Genomic DNA, 21,700 nt, shown 5'->3' with positions numbered 1-21,700 from the left:
ATCCAATGCTCGCACGCCTTCCGGGGCATGGTTGCGCCAGGCGAAAAAAAACCGGCAGGGATGCCGGTTTTTTCAACTGAGGTGAAGACTTCAGTAGTTGTTGCGTCCGCCACCGCCGTAGCCGCCGCCACCACCGCCGCCGCCGCCATAACCACCGCCGCCGCCTTCGCGACGACCGCCGCCACCGCCACCACCACCGAAGCCGCCAGTGCGCGGCTCCATGGGACGGGCTTCATTGACCACCATGTCACGGCCATCAACGGACTTGCCGTTCATGCCGCTAATGGCTGCCTGGGCTTCCGCGTCGCTGGACATCTCCACAAAGCCGAAGCCCTTGGAGCGGCCGCTGTCGCGGTCCATCATGACTTTGGCCGACGAGATCGTGCCAAATTCGGAGAAATGTTGTTGCAGGGAATCGTCGTTCACCGAGTAGGAGAGGTTGCCGACGTAAAGTTTTTTGCCCATTTTGGGACCTTTCAAAAAAAGCTTGCGCACTTGAATCAAACGCACGAAGCGGGTATGACGGCTTTGGTTAAAAAACCGGTCAAGGAAACTGACGCCTGGCCGGAGCCAGCGTGCAGGTGGACGGAGAGTCCCTGTACCGGAGGTCAATCCGGAACCTGGCTCAGGTCATAAATTCGGTCGGGAGGGGAAAAAGAGACCGGGGGTGAAGCTCGCCGCTGGGGGAGTTTGACGACCGGGAGGGCCGGAACTATCGGCCAAAAGGTGCGGAGCGGCAATGAGGTGCCACGGACCGTGTCAGACTACAGCTGCTGCAAGGTAAGCAAATTGCAACAGCGCATGTATTTTACTCCCGATTGGGGATTGGCGCTTGGCTATCTGTGCACCTGCCAAGTCTGTCGTGGCACAGTCGCACAGACGAAGCGCCCATGAATGGCATCTCGAGTCAGAGAAATCTCTCGATCTGCGCCCTCAGGGCGCTCTAATTTTGATAGCTGCTTGCGCCCGCCCCATAAAGGCTGGAGGCTTATTTCTCTTGAAAACAGCGGTTCTCAGGCCCTCAGGCCTCGGGCCGTCTGTACCTGCGAAATCACAGTGCGTTCAATCACCCGGTCGTCGCCCAGCACGATCAAGGCAAACAACAGCTCGTCCAGGCTGCCGGCCTGCGCGGTCTTGCGCGCCAGCAATGGTGTGGCCTGAGGGTTGAGCACCACAAAATCGGCCTCACAGCCGGGCAGCAGGTTGCCCACCACACCCTCCAGGCCCAGTGCACGCGCAGCGCCTGCGGTGTGCTGCCACCACAGCTGCTGCGGCTTGAGCGACACGCCGGGCTTGGTCTGCCCTTCCCGGCCCACGTAATACGCGGCGAGCATGGTGTGAAACGGGCTGAAACTGGTGCCACCGCCCACATCGCTGGCCAGTCCGTACAGAAAGCCCGCACGCTCGGCGGCGGCGTAATCAAAAAACCCGCTGCCCAGAAACAGGTTGCTGGTCGGGCTGACGGCCGCGGCCGTGCCGGTGGCCCGCATCAGCGTGCGATCCTCGTCGTCGATGTGGATGCAGTGAGCATACACGGCGCGCGGCCGCAGCAGGCCGAACTGCTCATACACGCTGAGGTAGCTGCGTGCCTGCGGATACAGCGCGCGCACCCAGGCGATCTCGTCCCTGTTCTCGGCCACATGCGACTGGATCCACACGTCGGCGTATCTGGCGGCCAGCTCACCCGCACCACGCAACTGCGCTTCGCTGCAGCTGGGTACAAACCGCGGCGTGATGGCATAACCGAGCCGGTCCACCCCGTGCCAGCGCGTGATCAGCGCCTCGGTGTCGAGCAGGCTTTGCTCGGTTTCATCGCGCACGCCATCCGGCGAGTGCTGGTCCTGCAGCACCTTGCCGGCAATCATGCGCAGGCTGCGGCGCTGGGCCTCGCCGAGCAGCGCGTTCACCGATGCCGGGTGCGAGGTGGCAAAGGCCAGCGCCGTCGTCACGCCGTGGCGCAGCAATTCATCCACGAAGAACGTCGCCGACTCGTTGCTGTGCGCCGCATCCGAAAAACGGCTTTCATGCGGAAAGGTGTAATTCTCCAGCCACGGGAGCAAACCGTCAGCGGGCGAGCCGATGACGTCGAGCTGCGGGTAGTGGATGTGCATGTCCACAAAACCCGGCGCGATGATGCGCCCAGGCAGGTGGGTAATGTCCAGACCGGGAAAGCGCGGCGCCAGCGCGCTGTAGCTGCCCACGGCCTGCACGACCTGGCGGCCAGCGGCGTCCGGGCCGACCACCAGCAGGCCGTCGGTTTCCAGGTGAGCTTGCCCCGGATGGGGAAAGGAAAGAACGGAGGCGCGCCAAGCTTTCATGCTCAGGGCCTGCTCACACTATTTATACAAGTGCGAACGTGATGAAAACAGCGCCAATCAAGGCGCGCGACGACACCCAGACCGGGTGTCTGGGTTAGGAGCGCAACGCCGAGTGGCGTTGTTTTCACCCCGTTCCCTCCGGGTTGCGGCCAAAAAGGCCATGCGCAGCGTTGCAAAGCCTTGCCGGGCTCCAGCCCGGCTGCATTTTTCGCCTCGCGCATGACCTTTTTGACTCGCAACGCATCTTGCATAAATAGTGTGAGCAGGCCCTAGGTTACCGCAGCTGCGGCGTCCGGCGATATGCCGGCCCGCATAAGGTTTATTTGGCCAGCTTGCCCTGCACGCCCTGCACCAGGAAGTTCATTCCCAGGATCTGCTCGTCGCTCAACACCTTGCCGGCGACCAGCACCTGCTGACCTTCGTTGTCGGTGATCGGGCCGGCAAAGGGCCGCAGCTTGCCTGCGGCGATGTCCTTCTGCCGCGCCAGTACCTCGTCAGCCACTTTTTTAGGCACCTTGGGGCCAAAGCCGTCGACGCGGATCATGCCCTCCTTCACACCGCCCCAGACGGCGCCGCTTTTCCAGCTGCCGTCCAGCACCGCCTGCGCGCGCCGAGTGTAGTAGTCGCCCCAGCGGTGGGTCACGGCCAGCAGCTGAGCGTCGGGCGCCACCTTGCGCATGTCCGAATGGTAGGCAATCGCCAGCTTGCCGCGCTCCTGCGCCGCGCTCATCACCGCCGTCGAGCCGGTGTGAAAGGCGATCACTTCCACGCCCTGGTTAAAGAGCGTCATTGCGGCATCGCGCTCGCGCGGCGGGTCAAACCAGGCGCCCAGCCAGACCACCTTTACTTCAGCCTTTGGATTGACCGACCGCATACCCAGCGTAAAGGCATTGATGCCCTGGATCACCTCGGGGATGGGAAAGCCCGCGACATAACCGGCGCTGGACGCGAGACGGCCGGCGGCGATGCCGGCCAGGTAACGGCCCTCGTAATAACGCGCATTGGCGACCGCCACATTGGCTGCGGTCTTGTAGCCAGTGATGGACTCGAATTTCACGTCCGGGAAGTCTTTCGCCACCTTCAGTGTCGGCTCCATGTAGCCGAAGCTGGGTGTGAAGATCAGGCGGTGGCCCTGGCTGGCCAGGTCGCGGATCACGCGCTCGGCGTCAGCGCCTTCCGGAACGTTTTCAACATAGGTGGTTTTCACCCGGTCGCCCAGCGTCGACTCGACGGCCTTGCGGCCTTCCTCATGCTGGCGCACCCAGCCGGCTTCGGTCAGCGGCGCAACATAAACGAAGCCGATCTTCAAAGGCTCTTTGGCGGGCAGAGGCGTTTGGGGAAAAACGGGAGAAATAAAACAGGCGGCCGCGAGCGCGGCAGCGAGGTTTTTATACATGGTGGTCCTCTACATGGCCCCGGAAAACAAAAAACACCAGCGCGCCGGGACAGCACGCGGGTGAAAAGCTATTTTAGCCGGGAGTCATCCCCTTCTCTTTACAAGCAGGGGCCGCGGGACTGGCTTTGCCAGACCGCAGGCGCAGCGCCCCCTCGGGGGGCAGCGACCCACACGCAGCGAGGGAGCGTGGGGGCTAAATCCACCGCGGGTCCGGCTTTGCCGGCCCGCAGGCGCAGCGGCCACCGAGGGGCTGGAGCCTGCGGCTCCAAAGCTGCTTGAGCAGCTTTGGACAGGCGACAGAGGCGAAGCGTCTCGCGAGCCGCGGCCTGCAAGGCCTCGGGAGTTACGCGAAGCGAACGACCGTGGGGGCCAACATCACCGGCTAGTAACTGATACAGGCGATGTCCAACAAAGCCTGCTGAAAAGGCTGCCCGGCCACCGGCTCCCAGCGGCGCGGCGCCGGGTCTTCAAACACCGTCTCACCCAGGCCCATCTGCTGCGACAGCAAGGCCACGGACAGCAGGCGCGAGCGCTGGTGCCTGCAGTCGAATTCGCTGTGATGCAAGCGGGAGAAGTATCCTTTTTCGTCGATGATCTGCACCAGCTGGTAGTCCATCAGCCACCACATCTTGACCAGACCGCCCTTGCCGCCCGTTCCGCGCAGGGTGGTCCGGTCGATGTAGGTAATGACCGCCGGGTCCACCATCACCGGGGTCCACTGTGCCGCCGCCCCCGTGCACAGACACAGCAACCCGAAGAGAACGGCACACGCCTTCATCGCTACGGGATGCGCAGCCTCTCCATACACGCGTATGCTTGAGTGGTCAGCAAATGTGACAGGCCGTGGCGTAAGCGGTAGATAATCGCGGAAAATGGAAACCTCATCCAAGGAAGCCAGCGAATATGCATGACAACGACGTTTATACGCTTACTCCCCGCGGGCAGGAAGAGCTTCGCAGCGGTGCGACCACCTTGGGGCCGGCAGAAATCGAGCTGCTGGTCCGCATCGATGGATCACTGACGCTCAAACAGCTGCGGGCCGGCATGGCCGCCGAGAGCGAGGCGGCGTTCCATGGCCTGGCCCTGACGCTGCGCGACAGAGGCTTGATCACGCTGGCAGAGGTGGACCCTTTTACCGAACAGTTCAACGCCCGGATGAACCAATTTGTAGTGAACGAGGCAGAAGCCGACACCGGGGCAGCCTCCCTGAAAAAAACTGGCTATTTTGTGCGAATCGCCAGGCCGCGCAGCCCGGCCCCCCCGAAGCAGCCGGGCGAGCGTTTGTCTGCGATCGTGGTGGACGACGAGCCCATGTTGGCCAAGTTCATCCAGAGTTACCTGTCTTTTGAGGGCTTTCAGGTCCGGTTGGCGAGCAATCGGGCAGAAGTCGTTGCTGAATTCCGTAAGCTCCCCGTGCCCGACCTGATTCTTCTCGACGTGGTGCTGCCCGATGCCGACGGTTTCGACATCCTGCTCCGGCTGCGCCAGCACCCCTCGCTCAAGAATGTGCCGGTGATCATGCTGACAGGCAAGGCCACGCGTGAGGCGGTGCTCAAGGGCCTGGCTGGCGGTGCAGACGGCTATGTCACCAAACCCTTCGAGGCTGACGCGCTCATGCACGTGGTGCGTACCGTGCTCGGGCTGCCAGACGAGCCCAAGGGGCCCGGTCTCTCGCTGGTTTGAGCCTGCCAGTCCGGTGACTGGCCGGGTGAGCACAAGCAGGGGCTAGCGAAAAGACTCAAAACAGGCGTCCAGCCCTTCGATCTGGCTGCGCTTTTCGGCCTCGCTGGTAAAGCCTGCTTCAAAACTGTTGCGCGCCAGGGTGTAGGCGTGCTGCGCATCCATGCCGGTGGCAGCAAAAGTCTGCGTGAAGTTGTCGTTCATGTAGCCGCCGAAATAGGCCGGATCGTCCGAGTTCACGGTGGCAGCCAGCCCCGCATCCAGCAACTGGCGCAGGTTGTGCTGCGCCAGGTCCGGAAACACACACAGTTTGAGGTTGGACAGCGGGCACACCGTGAGCGCAACGCGGTCTTTCGCCAGTCGCTGCATCAGCGCCGAGTCTTTGGCGGCCTGCACGCCGTGGTCGATACGCTCGACCTTGAGCAGGTCTAGCGCTGTCCAGATGTATTCCGGCGGGCCCTCTTCGCCCGCATGCGCCACCAGGTGCAGGCCGAGTTCGCGGCAGCGTGCAAACACACGCGCAAACTTCTCGGGCGGGTTGCCGACCTCGCCGGAGTCCAGCCCCACACCGATGATGAGGTCTCGGTAAGGCAGGGCCTGCTCCAGCGTCTCGAAAGCTTCTTCCTCGCTGAGATGGCGCAGGAAGCACATGATCAGTGCTGCGCTGATGCCCAGCTCTTGCGCATCGACGCAGGCGCGGTGCAGCCCCTTGACCACCGTCTCCATGCCGACCCCGCGCGCCGTGTGGGTCTGCGGATCAAAAAACAGTTCGGCATGAACCACATGGTCAGCCGCAGCCTTCAGAAAATACGCGCGGGCCATGTCGTAGAAATCCTGCTCGGTCAGCAACACGCTGGCGCCGGCGTAATAGATGTCCAGAAAACTCTGCAGATTGGTGAATGCATAGGCACTGCGCAACGCCTCAACATTGGCATAAGGGAGTGCCACGCCGTTGCGCTTTGCCAGCGCAAAAATCAGCTCCGGCTCGAGCGAACCTTCGATGTGGATGTGCAGCTCGGCCTTGGGCATCAGGCGCAACAGCTCGGGCAAGCGGTCCGAGGCAACAGGTTTGAGGTTCATCGCAAATTCCAAAACAAAAAAGCTGCACTAAAGCAGCTTGAAGCACAACGCCTTGCTCCTTCTCCCTCTGGGAGAAGGTTGGGATGAGGGTAGCTCGCGGTTCATGAAGCAACTGCAGTAGTCACGCGACAAACCCTCACCCCTACCCTCTCCCCTACCCTCTCCCCTACCCTCTCCCGAAGGAGAGGGAGTAAAGACTCAGTTACCCGGGACTTTGCCTTCCACGCCCTTGACGTAAGACTTCAGGCCACCGAGGAACTTGTCGTCAGCCACCGCATCCTTGGCCACCAGCTCTTTGCCGGTGTTGTCCATGATGGGGCCTTTCCAGATCGCGAAGCTGCCGTCTTTCAGGCCGGCCTTGATCTCGTCGATGCGTTTCTTGGTGTCGTCAGGCACGTCGGCAGCAATTGACACCATGTCGATGGCGCCTTCCTTCACGCCCCACCAGGCCTGGCCGGTGGTCCATTTGCCATCCAATGCATCCTTGACGGCCTTGACGTAGTAAGGGCCCCAGTTGATGACGGCAGAACCCAGGTGGGCCTTGGGACCGTAGGCGGTCATGTCGGAGTCCCATCCGAAGGCACGCTTGTTCATTTTCTCGGCGGTCTGCAGCACGGCCGACGAATCGGTGTTCTGGAACAGCACGTCGGCGCCGCCGTTGATCAGCGCGGTGGCGGCTTCGGTTTCCTTCGGCGGGTTGAACCACTCGTTGACCCAGACCACCTTGGTCTTGACCTTGGGATTGACTGACTGCGCACCCAGCGTGAAGCTGTTGATGTTGCGCACCACTTCAGGAATCGGCACCGAGCCGACCACACCGAGGTTGCCGCTCTTGCTCATCTTGCCGGCAATCACACCGGCCATGTAAGCGCCTTCGTAGGTGCGGCTGTCATAGGTGCGCATGTTGTCGGCGGTCTTGTAGCCGGTGGCGTGCTCGAACTTCACGTCCTTGAAGTCGGCGGCGACTTTCAGCATGGGCTCCATGTAGCCGAAGGTCGTGCCGAAGATCAGCTTGTTGCCCTGGCTGGCCATGTCGCGGATCACGCGCTCGGCATCTGCCGACTCGGGCACTTTTTCGACGAAGCTGGTGACCACCTTGTCGCCGAATTCCTTGTCGATCGCCTTGCGGCCGTTGTCGTGCGCAAAAGTCCAGCCGCCGTCGCCGACGGGCCCGATGTAGGCAAACGCGATTTTCAGCGGCTCGGCCTTGGCCGGCGCCGGTGCGGCAACAGGTGCGGCGGCCGGTGGCGGTGCTGGCTCTTCCTTTTTGCCGCAGCCCATCAGCGCGGCTGAAGCGACTGCGGAAAGTGCAGCCAGCTTGAGCAATGAACGTTTTTGCAAGTCAGTCATGTCGTCTCCTGTAGCGACGGTAAAGCCAGAGTTTGGCGAAAAAACCCGATTATGAACCGGGGTAGAAAGGTTTTCCAATCGATGTCGGCATGTTCAGCCTGATCCAGCGCGGGTTGCGCGAGATCAGCACCAGCACCACGATGGTGGCCAGATAAGGCAGCATCGTCAGGAACTGGGGCGGCACATCCACCCCCAGCCCCTGCAGGTGAAACTGCAGCATAGTCACGCCACCGAACAGGTAAGCCCCAAGCAACACCCGTGCCGGGCGCCAGGTGGCAAAGGTGGTCAGGGCCAGCGCAATCCAGCCCTTGCCGGCAATCATGCCCTCCACCCACAGCGGCGTGTAGACCACCGAGACGTAGGCCCCCGCCAGGCCGCACAGCGCGCCGCCCGCCACCACGGCGGCCAGCCGGATACGCCGTACCGGGTAACCCAAAGCGTGCGCCGACTCCGGGCTTTCGCCCACCGAGCGCAGCACCAGGCCGGCGCGCGTGCGGTACAAAAACCAGATCAGGCCGGCGGTCAGCGCCATGGCGATGTAAACCATGGGGTGCTGGCGAAACAGCGCCGGCCCGACAAAAGGCAGCTCACCCAGCCAGGGCAAGGGGTAATGGCTTTGCTCGGGCAGTTTTTCCTGCACATATTTGATGCCGGCAAATGCGGAGAAGCCCGCACCAAACAGGCTTAGCGCCAGCCCCGTCGCGTACTGGTTGGTGTTGAGCCAGATCACCAGCACGCCAAAGACCGCGGCCAGCACGGCCCCGGCCGCCATGCCGGCCAGAAAACCGAGCCAGATGTTGCCGCTGTGCACCACGGCGGCAAAGCCGGCTATGGCGGCGCACAACATCATGCCCTCGGCGCCCAGGTTGACGATGCCGGCTTTTTCATTGATCAGCAGGCCCAGCGAAGCAATCGCCAGCACGGTGCCTGCGCTCAGGGTGGCCGCCACCAGCAGCGCGGTGGAATCCATCAGCGGGCTCCCTTCATGGAAACAGCTGTGCTGCGTGTCCAGCGCACCCTGTAGGCGATCAGTGTGTCGCAGGCCAGCAGGCTGAACAGCAGCAGGCCCTGGAACACGCCGGTGAGCGACTTGGGCAGGCCCAAGCGAGATTGAGCAAGTTCCCCGCCTATATAGAACATGCTCATCAGGATGGCCGAAAACACCATGCCCGCCGGGTGCAGGCGCCCGACAAAAGCCACGATGATGGCGGCAAAACCATAACCGGCCGGCACATAGGGTGTGAGCTGGCCAATCGGTCCGGCCACCTCCAGCGCACCGGCCAGGCCGGCCGCACCGCCGGAAGTCAGCAGCGCCACCCACAGCGCTTTGCGCGAAGAAAAACCGGCATACCGTGCAGCCGCCGGGGCCAGGCCGCCCACCTGCTGGGCAAAACCGGCACGGGTGCGAAACAGGTAAAGCCACAAGGCCACCGCGCCCGCCAGCGCCAGCAAAATGCCGATGCTCACGCGCGAGCCCTGCATCAGGCGCGGAATTTGGGTCACCGCCTCAAAGGTTTTGGTCTGCGGAAAGTTGTAGCCCTGCGGGTCTTTCCAGGGGCCGAACACCAGGTAGCTGAGCACCATGTCGGCCACATACACCAGCATCAGGCTGACCAGAATTTCATTGGCGTTGAAGCGGTCGCGCAGCAGCGCCGTGATGCCGGCCCAGACCATGCCGCCCAGCATGCCGGCCGCGATGATGGCCGGCACAATCCACGGCCCGGTGCTCTTGTCGGCCAGCAAGGCCACGCCGCCGGCTGCCACCGCGCCAATGACAAACTGCCCCTCGGCGCCGATGTTCCACACGTTCGAACGAAAACACACAGCCAGTCCCAGCGCGATGATCAGCAGCGGCGTCGCCTTGACCATCAGCTCGCTCAACGCATAGGGCGACTTGATCGGTTCCCAGAAAAAGACCTGCAGACCGCGCATCGGGTCCTTGCCAAGTGCCATGAACAAGATCACGCCGATCACCACCGTGACCAGCAGCGCCAGCAGCGGCGAACCGAAGCTCCAGTACTTCGATGGCTGCGGCCGGGCTTCAAGCTTGAGCATGGTTGTCCCCTTCAGCGTCGCCCCTCACCCCAGCCCTCTCCCCGGACGGGAGAGGGAGCGAAGGCCCTCCTCTTTCTCTTCCTCCCACTCCCTCGCCCCTTTGGGGAGAGGGCTGGGGTGAGGGGTCGCTCCACAGCCCGCTCATCCATTGCCCCACCAGCTCCACCGACGCATTGGCGCGCGGCAAGGCCGGCGAGATCTGGCCCTTGGCCATCACGTAAAGCCTGTCGCTGATATCGAACAATTCTTCCAACTCCTCGCTGACCACCAGCACCGCACAGCCGCTGTCGCGCAGCTTGAGCAGTTCGCCGCGAATTTGTGCCGAGGCCCCCACATCCACGCCCCAGGTCGGCTGCGACACGACGAGGAGCGTGGGTTTGGCCTCGACCTCCCGGCCCACCAGGAATTTTTGCAGGTTGCCGCCCGACAGCGACTGCGCCGCCGCCTGCGGGCCACCGGCCTTGACTTGGTAGCGCGCAATGATGCCGGCCGCCTGCGCCTGCAGGGCGCCCAGGTGCAGCCAGCCGCCGCGGCCCACGGCATCGCTGCGCGTGAGCAGCAGGTTGTGCGCCAGGCTCAGCGTCGGCACCGCGCCGCGTCCCAGCCGTTCTTCCGGCAGGAAATGCAAACCCAACGCGCGGCGCGACGCCGGGCCCAGCCGGCCCACATCCTGCCCGGCGATCTGGATGCTGCCGGCCGCGGCCCGGGTGTCTTCACCCGACAGCGCATACAGCAACTCCTTTTGCCCATTGCCCGAAACGCCGGCAATGCCGACCACCTCGCCGGCGCGCACGGTCAGCGCCACCTGCTGCAGGTCCACGCCAAACTGGTCTTCCCGCGCCAGGCTCAACTCGCGCACCTCCAGCACGGCGGCGCCGGCGGCCCTCTCGTGATGCTCCAGCGCCGGCGGTTCGGCGCCAATCATCAGGCGGCTCAGCGAAGCGTTGCTCTCCTCGCGCGGATCACACACGCCGGTGACCTTGCCGCCGCGCAGCACCGTGCAGGCCGTGCACAAGGCGCGTATCTCGTGCAGCTTGTGGCTGATGTAGAGGATGCTGCAGCCGCGCGCGGCCAGCTGGCGCAGGGTGACAAACAGGTTTTCCACGGCCTGCGGCATCAGCACCGAGGTCGGCTCGTCCAGAATCAGCAGCTTGGGGTCGGTCAGCAGCGAGCGAACAATTTCCACGCGCTGGCGCTCGCCCACACCCAGCGTGTGCACCGGCCGCGTGGGCTCCAGCTGCAAGCCGTACTCCTGTGTGGTGGCCATGATGCGGCGCGACACCTCCGCAAGGCTCAGGCTTTTGTCCAGGCCCAGCCAGACGTTTTCAGCCACCGTCAGTGTGTCAAACAGGCTGAAGTGCTGGAACACCATGGCGATGCCCAGCGCACGTGCTTCCTGCGGGTTGCGAATCACCACGCTGCGGCCGTCCACCTCGACCTGGCCGGCGTCGGGCTTGACCGCGCCGTAGATGATTTTCATCAGCGTCGATTTGCCGGCGCCGTTTTCGCCGAGCACGGCATGGATCTCGCCGGGCTGGACCGTCAGCGAGACATCGCTGTTGGCCACCACCGCGGGGTAGGCCTTGGTGATGCCGGTAAGCCGCAGGCGCGCCGCGACAACGGAAGGCGAGTCGGAAGCCGGGTCGGAAAGAACTGAGGAAGCAGGCATTGTCTCTTGGTTTTTATATGTGTTTTAAGGCTCTAGCCCTTATGCATCAAGCGCGAACAGCTATTCTTTTCGTAGCGCAGCGGCCACCGCCTTGACGCGGTCACGCAGCCATTTGGCCGAAGCCGAGGCGTGGGTGCGTTCATGCCAGAGCTGGTAATACATCATGCGCGGGAAGTCGACCGGGCACGGCAGGATTTTCACCGGCAGCGTTGCCGTGTAGCGCTCGCAGTACTGGCGCCCGGTGGTCAGCACCAGCAGGCTGCCGGCCACCATGGCCGGAATCAGGCCGAAATGCGGACAGCGCACGGTGATGTTGCGCTGCAGGCCCAGCTTGTCCAGGTGCACATCAATCACGCCCTTGGCACCCGGGTGCGTGGGCGTGGGGGCCACATGCTCGGCGGCCAGCCAGCTCTCGCTGTCCCAGCCGCGGCGTGCAGCCGGGTGATCTTTGGCCACCAGGCACACCACCTCGTCGCCAAACAGGCGCGCCATGTGCAGGTCGTCGGGCGGTGCCGGCCAGTTGCCGACCACGATGTCCACCTCGCCCTGCGCCAGACGCGTGCGGTAGTCGGACTCGCCCGACAGCGGTTGAATGTCCACATGGCACAGCGGCGCCAGGTTCTTGATCTGCGCCACCAGCTGCGGCAGGAACAGCGGGTCCATGTAGTCGCTGCAGGCCAGGCTGAAGGTGGTGGTGGCGGTGGCCGGGTCAAAGCCGCGTGCGTCGCTGAACAGCACCTCGGCCGCGCGCAGGATGCGCGCCGAAGGCTCCACCATGCGCAGGCCCGCATCGGTGGGTACCATGCCGGCTCCTGAGCGCACCAGCAGCGGGTCGCCCGCCAGCTCGCGCAGGCGCTTGAGCGCCGCGCTGACGGCGGGTTGGTACATTCCAAGGCGAATGGCGGCGCGCGAAACGCTGCGTTCAGTCAGCACGGTGTTCAAGACCCTTATGAGATGGAGGTCTATCTTGTCGAATAAGGCCTGGTCCTTCATACCTTTTTATACATTGCCTTGATATGGGGGCCGGTATACCGACCCGAGCCAAATAGTCTTACCCTGTTGCCATGCCCATTCAGCCATCCCTTAAAACCATCCAGTTCGTCCGCGGGGGCCAGGTGGTCGCGCTCGCCAATGTACCACCCAGCCGCACGCTGCTGGAGGTGCTGCGCGAGGACCTGGCCTGCACCGGCACCAAGGAAGGTTGCGGCGAAGGCGACTGCGGCGCCTGCACCGTGGTGCTGGGAGAAGCGGTCGACGGCCGCATCCGCTACAAGGCCGTCAACAGCTGCATCAAACTGGCGCATTCCATCGACGGGCAGGCGCTGTGGACAGTGGAAGACATTGCCGGTGCAGATGGCGGCCTACATCCGGCTCAGCAGAGCATGGTGGACAGTCACGGATCGCAATGCGGCTTCTGCACCCCCGGCTTTGTCATGAGCATGTTCGGCATGTACCAAAACCATGTGTGCGAAGGCCGCACCATCACGCGTGAGTTGGCGCAGCAGGAGCTGTCGGGAAATTTGTGCCGCTGCACCGGCTACCGGCCAATTTTTGACGCCGCGCAGCAAATGGCGTCGCTGCCAGTTGCCACGGTGGACGAAACCGATTTGCTATCAAAACTGGAGCTGCTCGCGCCCGCCCACAAAGGGCTGAAGGTCAATTTTGCTTATAACTCCCCACGTACGCTGGCAGAGCTGTTGGCGGCCCGCGCCGCGCATCCGGGCGCGCAAATCGTCGCCGGCTGCACCGACGTCGGCCTGTGGGTGACCAAGATGCACAAGGAGTTCAGCGACGTGCTGGACGTGACCCGCGTGGAAGAGCTGCGGCGCATCGAGCGCTACGAGCACCACATCGCCATCGGCGCCGCCGTCACCCTGAGCGACGCGTTTGCCGCACTGGTGGCCGACCGGCCGCAACTGCAGACCTTTGCCAACCGCTTCGCCGGCCTGCCGGTGCGCAACGCCGGCACCCTGGGCGGCAACGTCGCCAACGGCTCGCCGATTGGCGACTCGATGCCGCTGTTGATTGCACTCGGCGCCAACATCGTGCTGATGAGCGTGCGTGGCCACCGAGAGATGCCGCTGGAAGCGCTGTACACCGGCTACCGAAAAAACGTGATGGCGCCCGATGAGGTGCTGGCTTGGATCAAGGTACCGCTGCCTGGCGCCCCTCACCCCAGCCCTCTCCCGCAAGCGGGAGAGGGAGCCAGACTTGCTCCCTCGCCCTCCCGGGGAGAGGGCGGGGGTGAGGGGCCGGCACCGGGGCAGGAGTTCCTGCGCGCCTACAAGATCAGCAAACGCTACGACGATGACATCTCCGCCGTCTGCCTGGTCATCAATATGCAACTCGCCGGCGGCAAGGTGGCGAAGGTCAGCATGGGCGCAGGTGGCGTTGCCGCCACCCCAGCCCGCGCCATCAAAACCGAAGCCTTCCTTCGCGGCAAGCCGTGGACACAAGCCATTGTCCGCGAAGCCATGCAGATATTGCGCGGCGAGTTCCAGCCCCTGAGCGACATGCGCGCCTCTGCCGGCTACCGCAGCGAGGTGCTGGGCAACCTGCTGCAGCGCTTCTGGCTCGAAAGCCAGGGTTTGCAGCAGATCAACCTGGAATCAGTTGTCATCCCGGACTTGATCCGGGATCCACGGCCCGCGGCCTCGCCCACATGGATTGCGGATCAAGCCCGCAATGACAAGCCAGGGGTACAGGCATGAACAAACGCGACGCCAAGTTCACAGCCGCAGCAAAAGACAGCGGCGACTTCACAGCTGCCACGGGCGGCGGCCCCGGCGGTGCGGCCGATGCCGGAGAGCGCAACATCGCGCCCGCCACCGAATCACCGCACGCCCCCGCCACGCCCGGCCCGGCCATGGGCGCATCGCGACCGCACGAAAGCGCCCGCGCCCAGGTGGCCGGCAGCGCCACGTATGTCGATGACATCCCCGAGGTCAAGGGCACACTGCATGCCGCGCCCATCCTGTCCACCGTCGCACACGGGCGCCTGCGCGGCGTCGACGCCAGCGCGGCGCTGGCCATGCCCGGCGTGCGCGGCGTGGTGCTTGCGGCCGACATTCCCGGCGACAAGCTGCTTGCCACCTTTGTGCACGACGAGCCCATCTTTGCCATCGACAGCGTGCAGCACATCGGCCAGGTGATTGGCCTGGTGGTGGCCGATACGGTGATGCAGGCGCGCCGCGCCGCGCGCCTGGTGAAGCAAAACATCGAGGCGCTGCCGGCCCTGCTCGGCCCGCGCGCCGCCCACGCCGCGCAAAGTTATGTGCTGCCCAAGGTGGTGGTGCGCCGCGGTGAGCCGGAAGCTGCGCTCAAAAAGTCAGTACACACACTCACAGGCCAGCTCGAGGTCGGCGGGCAGGAACACTTCTACCTCGAAGGCCAGGTCGCCTACGCGCTGCCACTGGAGCAGGACCAGTGGTGGATTTATTCCAGCACCCAGCATCCCGGCGAGATTCAGCACTGGGTGGCGCATGCGCTGGGCATCGAGAACAACGCCGTCACCGTCGAGTGCCGGCGCATGGGCGGCGGCTTTGGCGGCAAGGAAACGCAGGCCGGCCACCTGGCCGTGTGGGCCACGCTGGCGGCGCGCAAGTTCAAATGCCCGGTCAAGCTGCGGCTGGATCGCGACGACGACTTCATGGTCACTGGCAAGCGCCACCCCTTTGCCTACGACTACACCGCCGGGTATGACAACACCGGGCTGCTGACCGCGCTGCAGCTCACCATGCTGGCCGACTGCGGCTTCTCTGCCGACCTGTCCGGCCCGGTCGCCGACCGCGCTATCTTCCACGCCGACAACGCCTACTTTTTGAGCGACGTCGAGATTGTTTCGCACCGCTGCAAGACCAACACACAAAGCCACACCGCCTTTCGCGGCTTCGGCGGTCCGCAGGGTGTGATCGTGATCGAGTCCATCCTGGGCGACATTGCGCGCAAGCTTGGGCTGGACCCTTTCGATGTGCGTATGCGCAACCTCTACGGCATCAGCGAGCGCAACGTGACGCACTACCAGATGAAGGTCGAGGACAACATCCTCGCCCCCATGCTATCGAAACTGGAGCAAACTTCTGGCTATCGGCGCCGGCGGGAGGCTATTTCGGCATGGAATGCGGCCAGCCCCGTCATCAAGCGCGGGATTGCCATCACGCCGGTCAAGTTCGGCATCAGCTTCACCGCCACCTTTTTCAACCAGGCCGGCGCGCTGGTGCATGTGTACACCGACGGCAGCGTGCAGGTAAACCACGGCGGCACCGAGATGGGCCAGGGCCTGAACACCAAGGTCGCGCAGATCGTCGCCGACGAGCTGGGTGTGCCCTTCGAGCGCGTGCGCTGCACAGCTGCCGACACCAGCAAGGTGCCCAATGCCTCCGCCACCGCCGCCAGCAGCGGCACCGACCTGAACGGCCGCGCCGCCCAGTACGCCGCCCGCAACGTGCGCGACAACTTGGCCTCCTTCGCAGCGGGCCTGGATGGTTGCGGCGCGGGCGCAATCCGCTTCCAGGGCGGCAAGGTGATCTCGCCCAAGGCGACGCGCAGCTTTGACGAGGTGGTGAAAGCCGCCTACGCCAACCGCATCCAGCTCTGGAGCGACGGCTTTTACCGCACGCCCAAGATTCACTACGACAAGACCACCCTCACCGGCCGGCCCTTCTATTACTTCAGCTACGGCGCTGCCTGCAGCGAAGTCGCCATCGACACCCTGACCGGCGAAAGCCGCGTGCTCAAGGTCGACATCCTCCACGACGTCGGCACCAGCATCAACCCGGCCCTGGACATCGGACAGATCGAAGGCGGCTTTGTGCAGGGCATGGGCTGGCTCACGACAGAACAGCTGGTGTGGAACGACAAGGGTTACCTCGCCACCCACGCGCCCAGCACCTACAAGATCCCCGCCACCGGCGACATCCCCGAACACTTCAAGGTCGATCTATGGCCCGAAGCGAACCGCGAAGACAACGTAGGCGGCAGCAAGGCCGTCGGCGAGCCGCCCTTCATGCTGGCGATCAGTGTGTATGAGGCGATGCGGGAAGCGGTCGGGGCGGTAAAGGCGGGGGATGAGCCTGCGATGATGGTTGCGCCGGCTACGGCTGAGAATGTATTAAAGGCCGTCAAGTATCGGTAACGTTTGATTGCCGCCAGTCAACCGATGACCGTCTCTTCGACGAGATGCGACCGTCATGGCCCGGTGTTTTCGGCCAACAGTGGACGTCGCCGCATACGAGCAGACGTCCGATCCAATTGCTCCCGCAGTTACCGATACGCGAGGCCGGACAGCTGCCAGGCCAGCTTGCGCCGGAAGTTCGGAATGCGGGCCACCAGTGAAAGCAGGACGTTGCGCAGCCCGCGAAGGGCGCGCGGCGCGGTGGCCATGCGGGTCAGCCGGTCCGCCAGTGTGACCACTTGTTGCGCAATGGGCCTGCGCCGGGCTTCGTAGGCGTCCAGCGCCCCATCGTCTCCCGCCAAGGCAGAAACCAGCGCGTCACCCAGCGCCACCGCGTCCTGAATGCCGATGTTCATGCCCTGGCCTCCGGCCGGGCTGTGCACATGGGCCGCGTCGCCTGCGAGCAGCACCCGTCCCCGGCGGTAGGCGGCAGCGATTCGGTGATGGACCCGAAAGCGGGAGCCCCAAAGGACCTCCTGAACCACGGCACGCGTGGCCTGCGGTCCGCGAGCGTCCAGCAGGGCTTGCACATAGGCCGTATCCGGTTGCTCGGGGGCGTCGTCCACGGTCGCGACGATACGATGCGTCCCGCCCGGCAAAGGCGCCACCACAACCATCCCCTCCGGCGAGAAGAAGAGGATCACTTCATTCTGGGGAACGGCCTCGTTCGCATCCAGCCTGACGTCGGCCAGCACGAAGGTCTCGCCGTACGTGCCACCCTCGAATGCGATCTCGGCCTGCTGGCGCACAACACTGTGCATGCCGTCGGCGCCCACCATGAAGCGGGCCTGAACCTGGCTGCCGTCGCTCAGGGTGGCCTGGACGCTGGTGTCGTCCTGCGAAAACGACTGCAGCGAACACGGGCGCCGAACTGTCGCGCCCAATTCGCTTGCACGCTCCAGCAGCACGGATTCGGTCACGGCCTGAGACACCATGAGCGTGTACGGGTACACAGACGGCAGGCCATCGAATTCGATCGGCACCAGGATGCGGTCGCGGTCGCGGACCGTGAAGCGCTGGGCCTGCAGCCCAAGTGCCACCAGCCGGTCCGACACGCCGAGGGGCTCGAGCAGCTCAAGGGTGCGCGCATGGACAACCGCGGCGCGCGAGGTGTTCGCGCCTTCCGCCTGGGCGTCGATGATGAGCGTTTTCACGCCTTGTGCGGCAAGCGCTGCGGAGAGCGCAAGGCCGGTGGGGCCCGCTCCGACGATCAGAACGTCGGTCTGCGCGGTAGGGATTTGGGATTGGATCTGGGACATGGCGTCTTCCTTTCGGTTTGGGTTAATATGTCAACGAGCGTTGATTATTTCGCCTCACCCCATGAAAGTCAACAAGTGTTGAAAAATAAACCTTCCAGCAAGCCAAACCTCCCGGCAGAGCCGCCGCTGAAGAAGTCGGACCGCACACGGGCCGCCATCCTTGAGGCGGCCCGGTCGCTCTTTTCCGAACGCGGCTACGACGGCACCACGGTGAGGGAGGTCGCAGCGGCTGCCGCCGCCGACCCAGCCCTTGTCATTCGCTATTTCGGGAGCAAAGAGGAGCTGTTCGTGCGCGCCACCGAGTTCGAGCTGCACTTGCCGGACGTCGCGGCCATGAAAGGCGGCAATGAAGGCGAGGCGCTGGTCCGCCACTTCTTCGAGATCTGGGAGCTGGGCCCCTCTGCCACGGCGATGACCATCCTGCTTCGCTCGGCCGTCACGAATGACGCGGCGGCAGACAAGATGCGGGAGCTGTTCAGGCAGCAGGTGTTGCCTGTGGTTGCGCGCAGCGGCTCTCGGACCACGGCCCCCCTGCGGGCCGGGCTGATCGCCACCCAGTTGCTCGGACTTGCCCTCTGCCGCTATGTGCTGAAGCTTCCGGGTATTGCCACGGCGACGCCAGAGGAGCTCACGGCCAACTTGGCGCCGACGGTTCAGGGCTATCTGTCGGGCAAGAAATGACGGAATAGGCGAGAGCAACGCCCGGGTCAGCTTCCGGCTGAATCTGGCATGTTTCGATGACGTGCCCCCAAACAGAGCAATTGGTGGAACGACAAGGGTTACTTGAGCTTGTGGGGATGGTTGCGCCGGCTACGGCTGAGAACGTGCTGCACGCCCTGTTCAATCTGTCATTGCCGGCTTAACCCGCAATCTTGCCGCGCACTTTCGACGTCCTACCTTACTATTAAATTCATAGCTGCTTGCGACCGCACAGCAAGGGCTAGAGGCAGATTTTTCTTGTAACTCACTCTCAAAGCGTCCGGCGCAGCACCCCGCTGTCACTTTCCACCCGCGACGAGTGCGCAACGTCCGGACGTGGCAGAATCGCCCGCCCAGCCAAAACACAAAAAAGGGACAGTCATGAGTCTTGCCATTGCGCAGTCAACACCCACAGGGGCGGCCATTGGAGGCGTTGTATCGAAAGCCTATGCCTTCGGAGAAGTTGTCGAATGCGAGCTCTTGCGGCGCAGCTTCAATCAGGTCTACGGTCTCAAATTTGCCGATGGGCGCCGGGTTGTGGCGCGCCTGAGCGCCGAGCGGCCACGCGGCGCGCCAAAGGTCGAGTACGAAGCCGCTCTGCTTGGGCACCTGCGCGCGCGCAATGTGCCGGTGGCCAACTGCCTTCCCACGCGCGACGGAACAGTGGCCACGATGGTGACGCTGCCCGAAGGCGAACGCCCCCTGATGCTTTTCGAGCATCTTGATGGGGAAATGACTGGCGAGGCACTCCCGGACGTTGAAGCCTTCGGCCGCGGGCTCGCCAGGCTTCACGATGCCGCGCAAGATTTTGTTGCCACCGAGAGCCACTACACACTCGATTTGAACTACCTGCTTGAGTCGCCGCTGCGGCTGCTGCTAACGGCCCCAACGATGACTGAAGAACTGCGAACCCAATTCACCGAGCTTGGAAGCCGTCTCCACCAACGCATTTCCTCCATGGATGGCTTGACGCAGGTCGTATGTCACGGAGACTCGCACGGCCAGAACAATTTCGTGACCTCAGGCCAAGGCGAAGATCGCGTCGCGTCTTTCTTCGACTTTGACGACGCCGGACCGGGCTACCTCGCCTTTGAGCTGGCCGTTTATGCGTGGAGCACGCACCCTCATTCGGTCAGCGGGAAACTTGACGAGAAAGCGCTAGCCCGATGGCAGCACTTCATCGCTGCCTATCGAAAGGAGCGCCCCATCCCCGCTGCCGACCTGCAGGCGGTTCCCGCCTTCATGGCAGTGCGCCATTTCTGGCTCCTGGGCGAGTACGCCGGCCGCATTCCTATTTGGGGTTCCCAGGCCATGCCGACGGCCTACCTTCGCAAGCAGTTTGAATTGCTGACGAACTGGGAAACGTTGACCATTCCCGAGTCAAATCTACCGTAGTAGAGATCGACGAGGTATTTCACTACAAAATTCATAGCTACCAGCCCTTATACGGCATGGGCTTGAGGCCAACTTCTTGTTTCTAAAACCCTCGAAAACGGCTATGCAGCTGGGTTGAAGAGGGCAAACGGAGCGCCTGCACGACGTCACCATCGATGCGCGCCTTCATCTGACATGGCAGCTTTGCCGACTTCGACCTGTGGTTAAGCACACCGCGTCACACGCAACCATTTCCTGGACGTGAAAATGTGATTTACCTTGGGCGGAAGAGCCGCAGCGCTCTCAAGCCCTACCTACTTGTCTAGAGTTGATTTCGAGGGTGCGATTGGGATGCGATCGGGACACGATCGCATCCCCGGATATTGAGAAGTGCGGCTCACCAGGAAATGAGAGGTGAACGCCCCAGCCAGGTGTTGGTTTGCACCTGTTCAAGGACGAAGCCCGCCACGTCTGCCCTCGCGATGGTTCCGCCATGGAAACCAGAGAGGTCTGTCAACGCGCGAATCTCTTTCTGCGGCGGCTTGTCGTTCAGCACGGATGGCCGCACCAGTACCCAGTCCAACCCGCTGCTCCTGACGATCGCTTCCTGTCTATCCTTGTCGGCGTACACCTTGCGCAGTAGGGCTGGGAGAATCAATCGGTCGAAAACGAACCCTCCATGACCGGCGCTGTCGCCTGCGCCCATGCCGGTGATGCACACGAGGCGCGAGACCCCGGCATCCTTCATGGCGCTGACAAGTGCTTTCGTTGCCGAGGACAGGAGGGTCACCTCACGAAACGGGCTAACCGGTGTGCCCAGGGCACTGACGACGGCATCCCTGCCCTCCAGCGCCTTGCGCAACGCCGCTTCGTCGCGGGCGTCGCCGATAAAGATTTCCGCGCCCTCCAGGCCGCTCGCCTTTTCGGGGGAGCGCACCATCGCGCGAACCTGGTACCCGCGCGAGAGGGCCTCCTTCACGATCAGTCGGCCTGTGCCGCCTGTCGCGCCGAGCACCAAAAGCTTTGGGCGTGCCAGATCGGCTTGCCCAGACTGGACCGGGTTCATTGCACACCTCCTGGCAACTTGCCTTGAGAGAGCAGTTCGCGCGTGCGTTTCAGCGTTGACAGCAGGGCTGCCTTGTAACCCTTGTCGCTGTCGAATTGCGCCTGTTCGGCCTGCTCCTCGGGACCATTCGGCTCTTTGCCGCGCAGGCCGATGTAGCAATAGAAGCGAAGCTGAAGTTGGCCCGATTCGTCTTCAAAGAGTTCGTTGATGATGGTGCCTTCGCGCGGACCGGTGGCCTGGAAGAAGGTCACCTTGCTTTGCGGCTCGAAAGTAATAATTTCACGAAGATCACTGCCGGCGATGGTCGCTTCGCGCACGATGTGGGTTTTGCTCTCTTCCACAACCTCGCAGTAGGTGCACAGATTCGGTGGAAGAAAAAGCCGCGCATCGCGCGCCTTGAGGACCAGCCCGGCCCACGCCTGGGCACGCGTGAGTGGCGTCTCGCCTTCTGGATTCACCTGAACGGTGGCGGTCGAATAGATCATGATGGTTTCCTTTGTTTGTTGGAGCTGCTCTACGCTGGCGATCAGGCCGATGCCGAGGTCTCGGCGGCAAACTCGCGGTACGAGCGTAGCGGGCGG

The 21,700-nt window shown here is 63.5% G+C and carries 18 protein-coding genes; 5 read left to right on the top strand and 13 right to left on the bottom strand.

The features are described from left to right. Positions 1 to 90 precede the first annotated feature (90 nt). The 4 genes from ABI660_RS07195 to ABI660_RS07180 all read right to left on the bottom strand — a co-directional run bounded on the left by ABI660_RS07195 (position 91) and on the right by ABI660_RS07180 (position 4,492). The gene (locus tag ABI660_RS07195) at positions 91 to 465 is read right to left on the bottom strand and encodes an RNA-binding protein (protein WP_348066360.1); all 375 of its coding nucleotides are present in this window, start codon (positions 463 to 465) and stop codon (positions 91 to 93) included. Positions 466 to 1,013: 548 nt separating this feature from the next. Then, complete coding sequence (gene guaD / locus ABI660_RS07190; protein WP_348066358.1) at positions 1,014 to 2,318, bottom strand: guanine deaminase; 1,305 nt, start codon at positions 2,316 to 2,318, stop codon at positions 1,014 to 1,016. Between the two features lie 319 nt (positions 2,319 to 2,637). After that, positions 2,638 to 3,714, bottom strand: coding sequence for a BMP family ABC transporter substrate-binding protein (locus ABI660_RS07185; RefSeq protein WP_348066356.1), 1,077 nt, complete (start codon positions 3,712 to 3,714; stop codon positions 2,638 to 2,640). A 382-nt stretch (positions 3,715 to 4,096) separates the two neighbouring features. Further along, entirely contained in the window at positions 4,097 to 4,492 is a 396-nt protein-coding gene (locus ABI660_RS07180) for a surface-adhesin E family protein (protein WP_348066354.1), read from the bottom strand. 125 nt (positions 4,493 to 4,617) lie between these two features. On the opposite strand from ABI660_RS07180, the gene ABI660_RS07175 reads away from it, so the two are divergent. Then, positions 4,618 to 5,397, top strand: coding sequence for a response regulator (locus ABI660_RS07175; protein ID WP_348066352.1), 780 nt, complete (start codon positions 4,618 to 4,620; stop codon positions 5,395 to 5,397). 42 nt (positions 5,398 to 5,439) lie between these two features. Here the strand turns inward: ABI660_RS07175 and ABI660_RS07170 are convergent, their stop codons facing one another. The 6 genes from ABI660_RS07170 to ABI660_RS07145 form a co-directional block, all read right to left on the bottom strand. Further along, positions 5,440 to 6,474, bottom strand: a complete 1,035-nt coding sequence (locus ABI660_RS07170) for an adenosine deaminase (RefSeq protein WP_348066350.1) — start codon at positions 6,472 to 6,474, stop codon at positions 5,440 to 5,442. A 198-nt stretch (positions 6,475 to 6,672) separates the two neighbouring features. Beyond that, positions 6,673 to 7,824, bottom strand: coding sequence for a BMP family ABC transporter substrate-binding protein (locus ABI660_RS07165; RefSeq protein ID WP_348066348.1), 1,152 nt, complete (start codon positions 7,822 to 7,824; stop codon positions 6,673 to 6,675). Positions 7,825 to 7,873: 49 nt separating this feature from the next. Beyond that, on the bottom strand, positions 7,874 to 8,794 hold the full coding sequence (locus ABI660_RS07160; protein ID WP_348066346.1) for an ABC transporter permease: 921 nt from the start codon (positions 8,792 to 8,794) through the stop codon (positions 7,874 to 7,876). Then, complete coding sequence (locus ABI660_RS07155) at positions 8,794 to 9,879, bottom strand: ABC transporter permease (RefSeq protein WP_348066344.1); 1,086 nt, start codon at positions 9,877 to 9,879, stop codon at positions 8,794 to 8,796. The genes ABI660_RS07160 and ABI660_RS07155 overlap by 1 nt, the downstream gene beginning before the upstream one ends. After that, positions 9,866 to 11,548 (bottom strand): ABC transporter ATP-binding protein, encoded by a 1,683-nt coding sequence (locus tag ABI660_RS07150; protein ID WP_348066342.1) that lies wholly within the window; start codon positions 11,546 to 11,548, stop codon positions 9,866 to 9,868. The genes ABI660_RS07155 and ABI660_RS07150 overlap by 14 nt, the downstream gene beginning before the upstream one ends. 60 nt (positions 11,549 to 11,608) lie before the next feature. After that, positions 11,609 to 12,541: a LysR family transcriptional regulator gene (locus ABI660_RS07145; protein WP_348066340.1), complete on the bottom strand. Its 933-nt coding sequence runs from the start codon at positions 12,539 to 12,541 to the stop codon at positions 11,609 to 11,611. Positions 12,542 to 12,612: 71 nt separating this feature from the next. Here ABI660_RS07145 and ABI660_RS07140 point away from each other — a divergent pair, with 71 nt between their 5' ends. Together ABI660_RS07140 and xdhB are read left to right on the top strand one after the other, a co-directional pair. Then, positions 12,613 to 14,259 carry an FAD binding domain-containing protein gene (locus tag ABI660_RS07140; protein WP_348066338.1) on the top strand — a complete coding sequence of 549 codons (1,647 nt, stop codon included), beginning with the start codon at positions 12,613 to 12,615 and terminating at the stop codon, positions 14,257 to 14,259. Positions 14,260 to 14,414: 155 nt separating this feature from the next. After that, positions 14,415 to 16,682, top strand: coding sequence for a xanthine dehydrogenase molybdopterin binding subunit (gene xdhB, locus ABI660_RS07135; protein WP_348066450.1), 2,268 nt, complete (start codon positions 14,415 to 14,417; stop codon positions 16,680 to 16,682). Positions 16,683 to 16,810: 128 nt separating this feature from the next. On the opposite strand, the gene ABI660_RS07130 is transcribed toward xdhB, so the two are convergent. Beyond that, positions 16,811 to 17,980 carry an FAD-dependent monooxygenase gene (locus ABI660_RS07130; RefSeq protein WP_348066336.1) on the bottom strand — a complete coding sequence of 390 codons (1,170 nt, stop codon included), beginning with the start codon at positions 17,978 to 17,980 and terminating at the stop codon, positions 16,811 to 16,813. A 78-nt stretch (positions 17,981 to 18,058) separates the two neighbouring features. Here ABI660_RS07130 and ABI660_RS07125 point away from each other — a divergent pair, with 78 nt between their 5' ends. Further along, complete coding sequence (locus ABI660_RS07125; protein ID WP_348066334.1) at positions 18,059 to 18,661, top strand: TetR family transcriptional regulator; 603 nt, start codon at positions 18,059 to 18,061, stop codon at positions 18,659 to 18,661. A gap of 399 nt (positions 18,662 to 19,060) precedes the next feature. Next, a complete protein-coding gene (locus ABI660_RS07120) occupies positions 19,061 to 20,074 on the top strand; it encodes a phosphotransferase (protein ID WP_348066332.1) in 1,014 nt (337 codons plus the stop codon). 376 nt (positions 20,075 to 20,450) lie between these two features. Here the strand turns inward: ABI660_RS07120 and ABI660_RS07115 are convergent, their stop codons facing one another. Both ABI660_RS07115 and ABI660_RS07110 read right to left on the bottom strand, forming a co-directional pair. Then, positions 20,451 to 21,119 carry an SDR family oxidoreductase gene (locus tag ABI660_RS07115; RefSeq protein ID WP_348066330.1) on the bottom strand — a complete coding sequence of 223 codons (669 nt, stop codon included), beginning with the start codon at positions 21,117 to 21,119 and terminating at the stop codon, positions 20,451 to 20,453. Beyond that, positions 21,116 to 21,700 (bottom strand): SRPBCC family protein (locus ABI660_RS07110; RefSeq protein WP_348066328.1); only part of this gene is annotated, 585 nt, incomplete at its 5' end. The genes ABI660_RS07110 and ABI660_RS07115, both read right to left, overlap by 4 nt.

Origin of the sequence: Polaromonas sp. (assembly GCF_039930745.1) — a bacterium.
In the GTDB taxonomy this organism is placed as follows: Bacteria; Pseudomonadota; Gammaproteobacteria; order Burkholderiales; family Burkholderiaceae_C; genus Polaromonas.
Note: the sequence above shows the minus strand (reverse complement) of the source record. Positions and strands in the feature narration are given on the sequence as shown.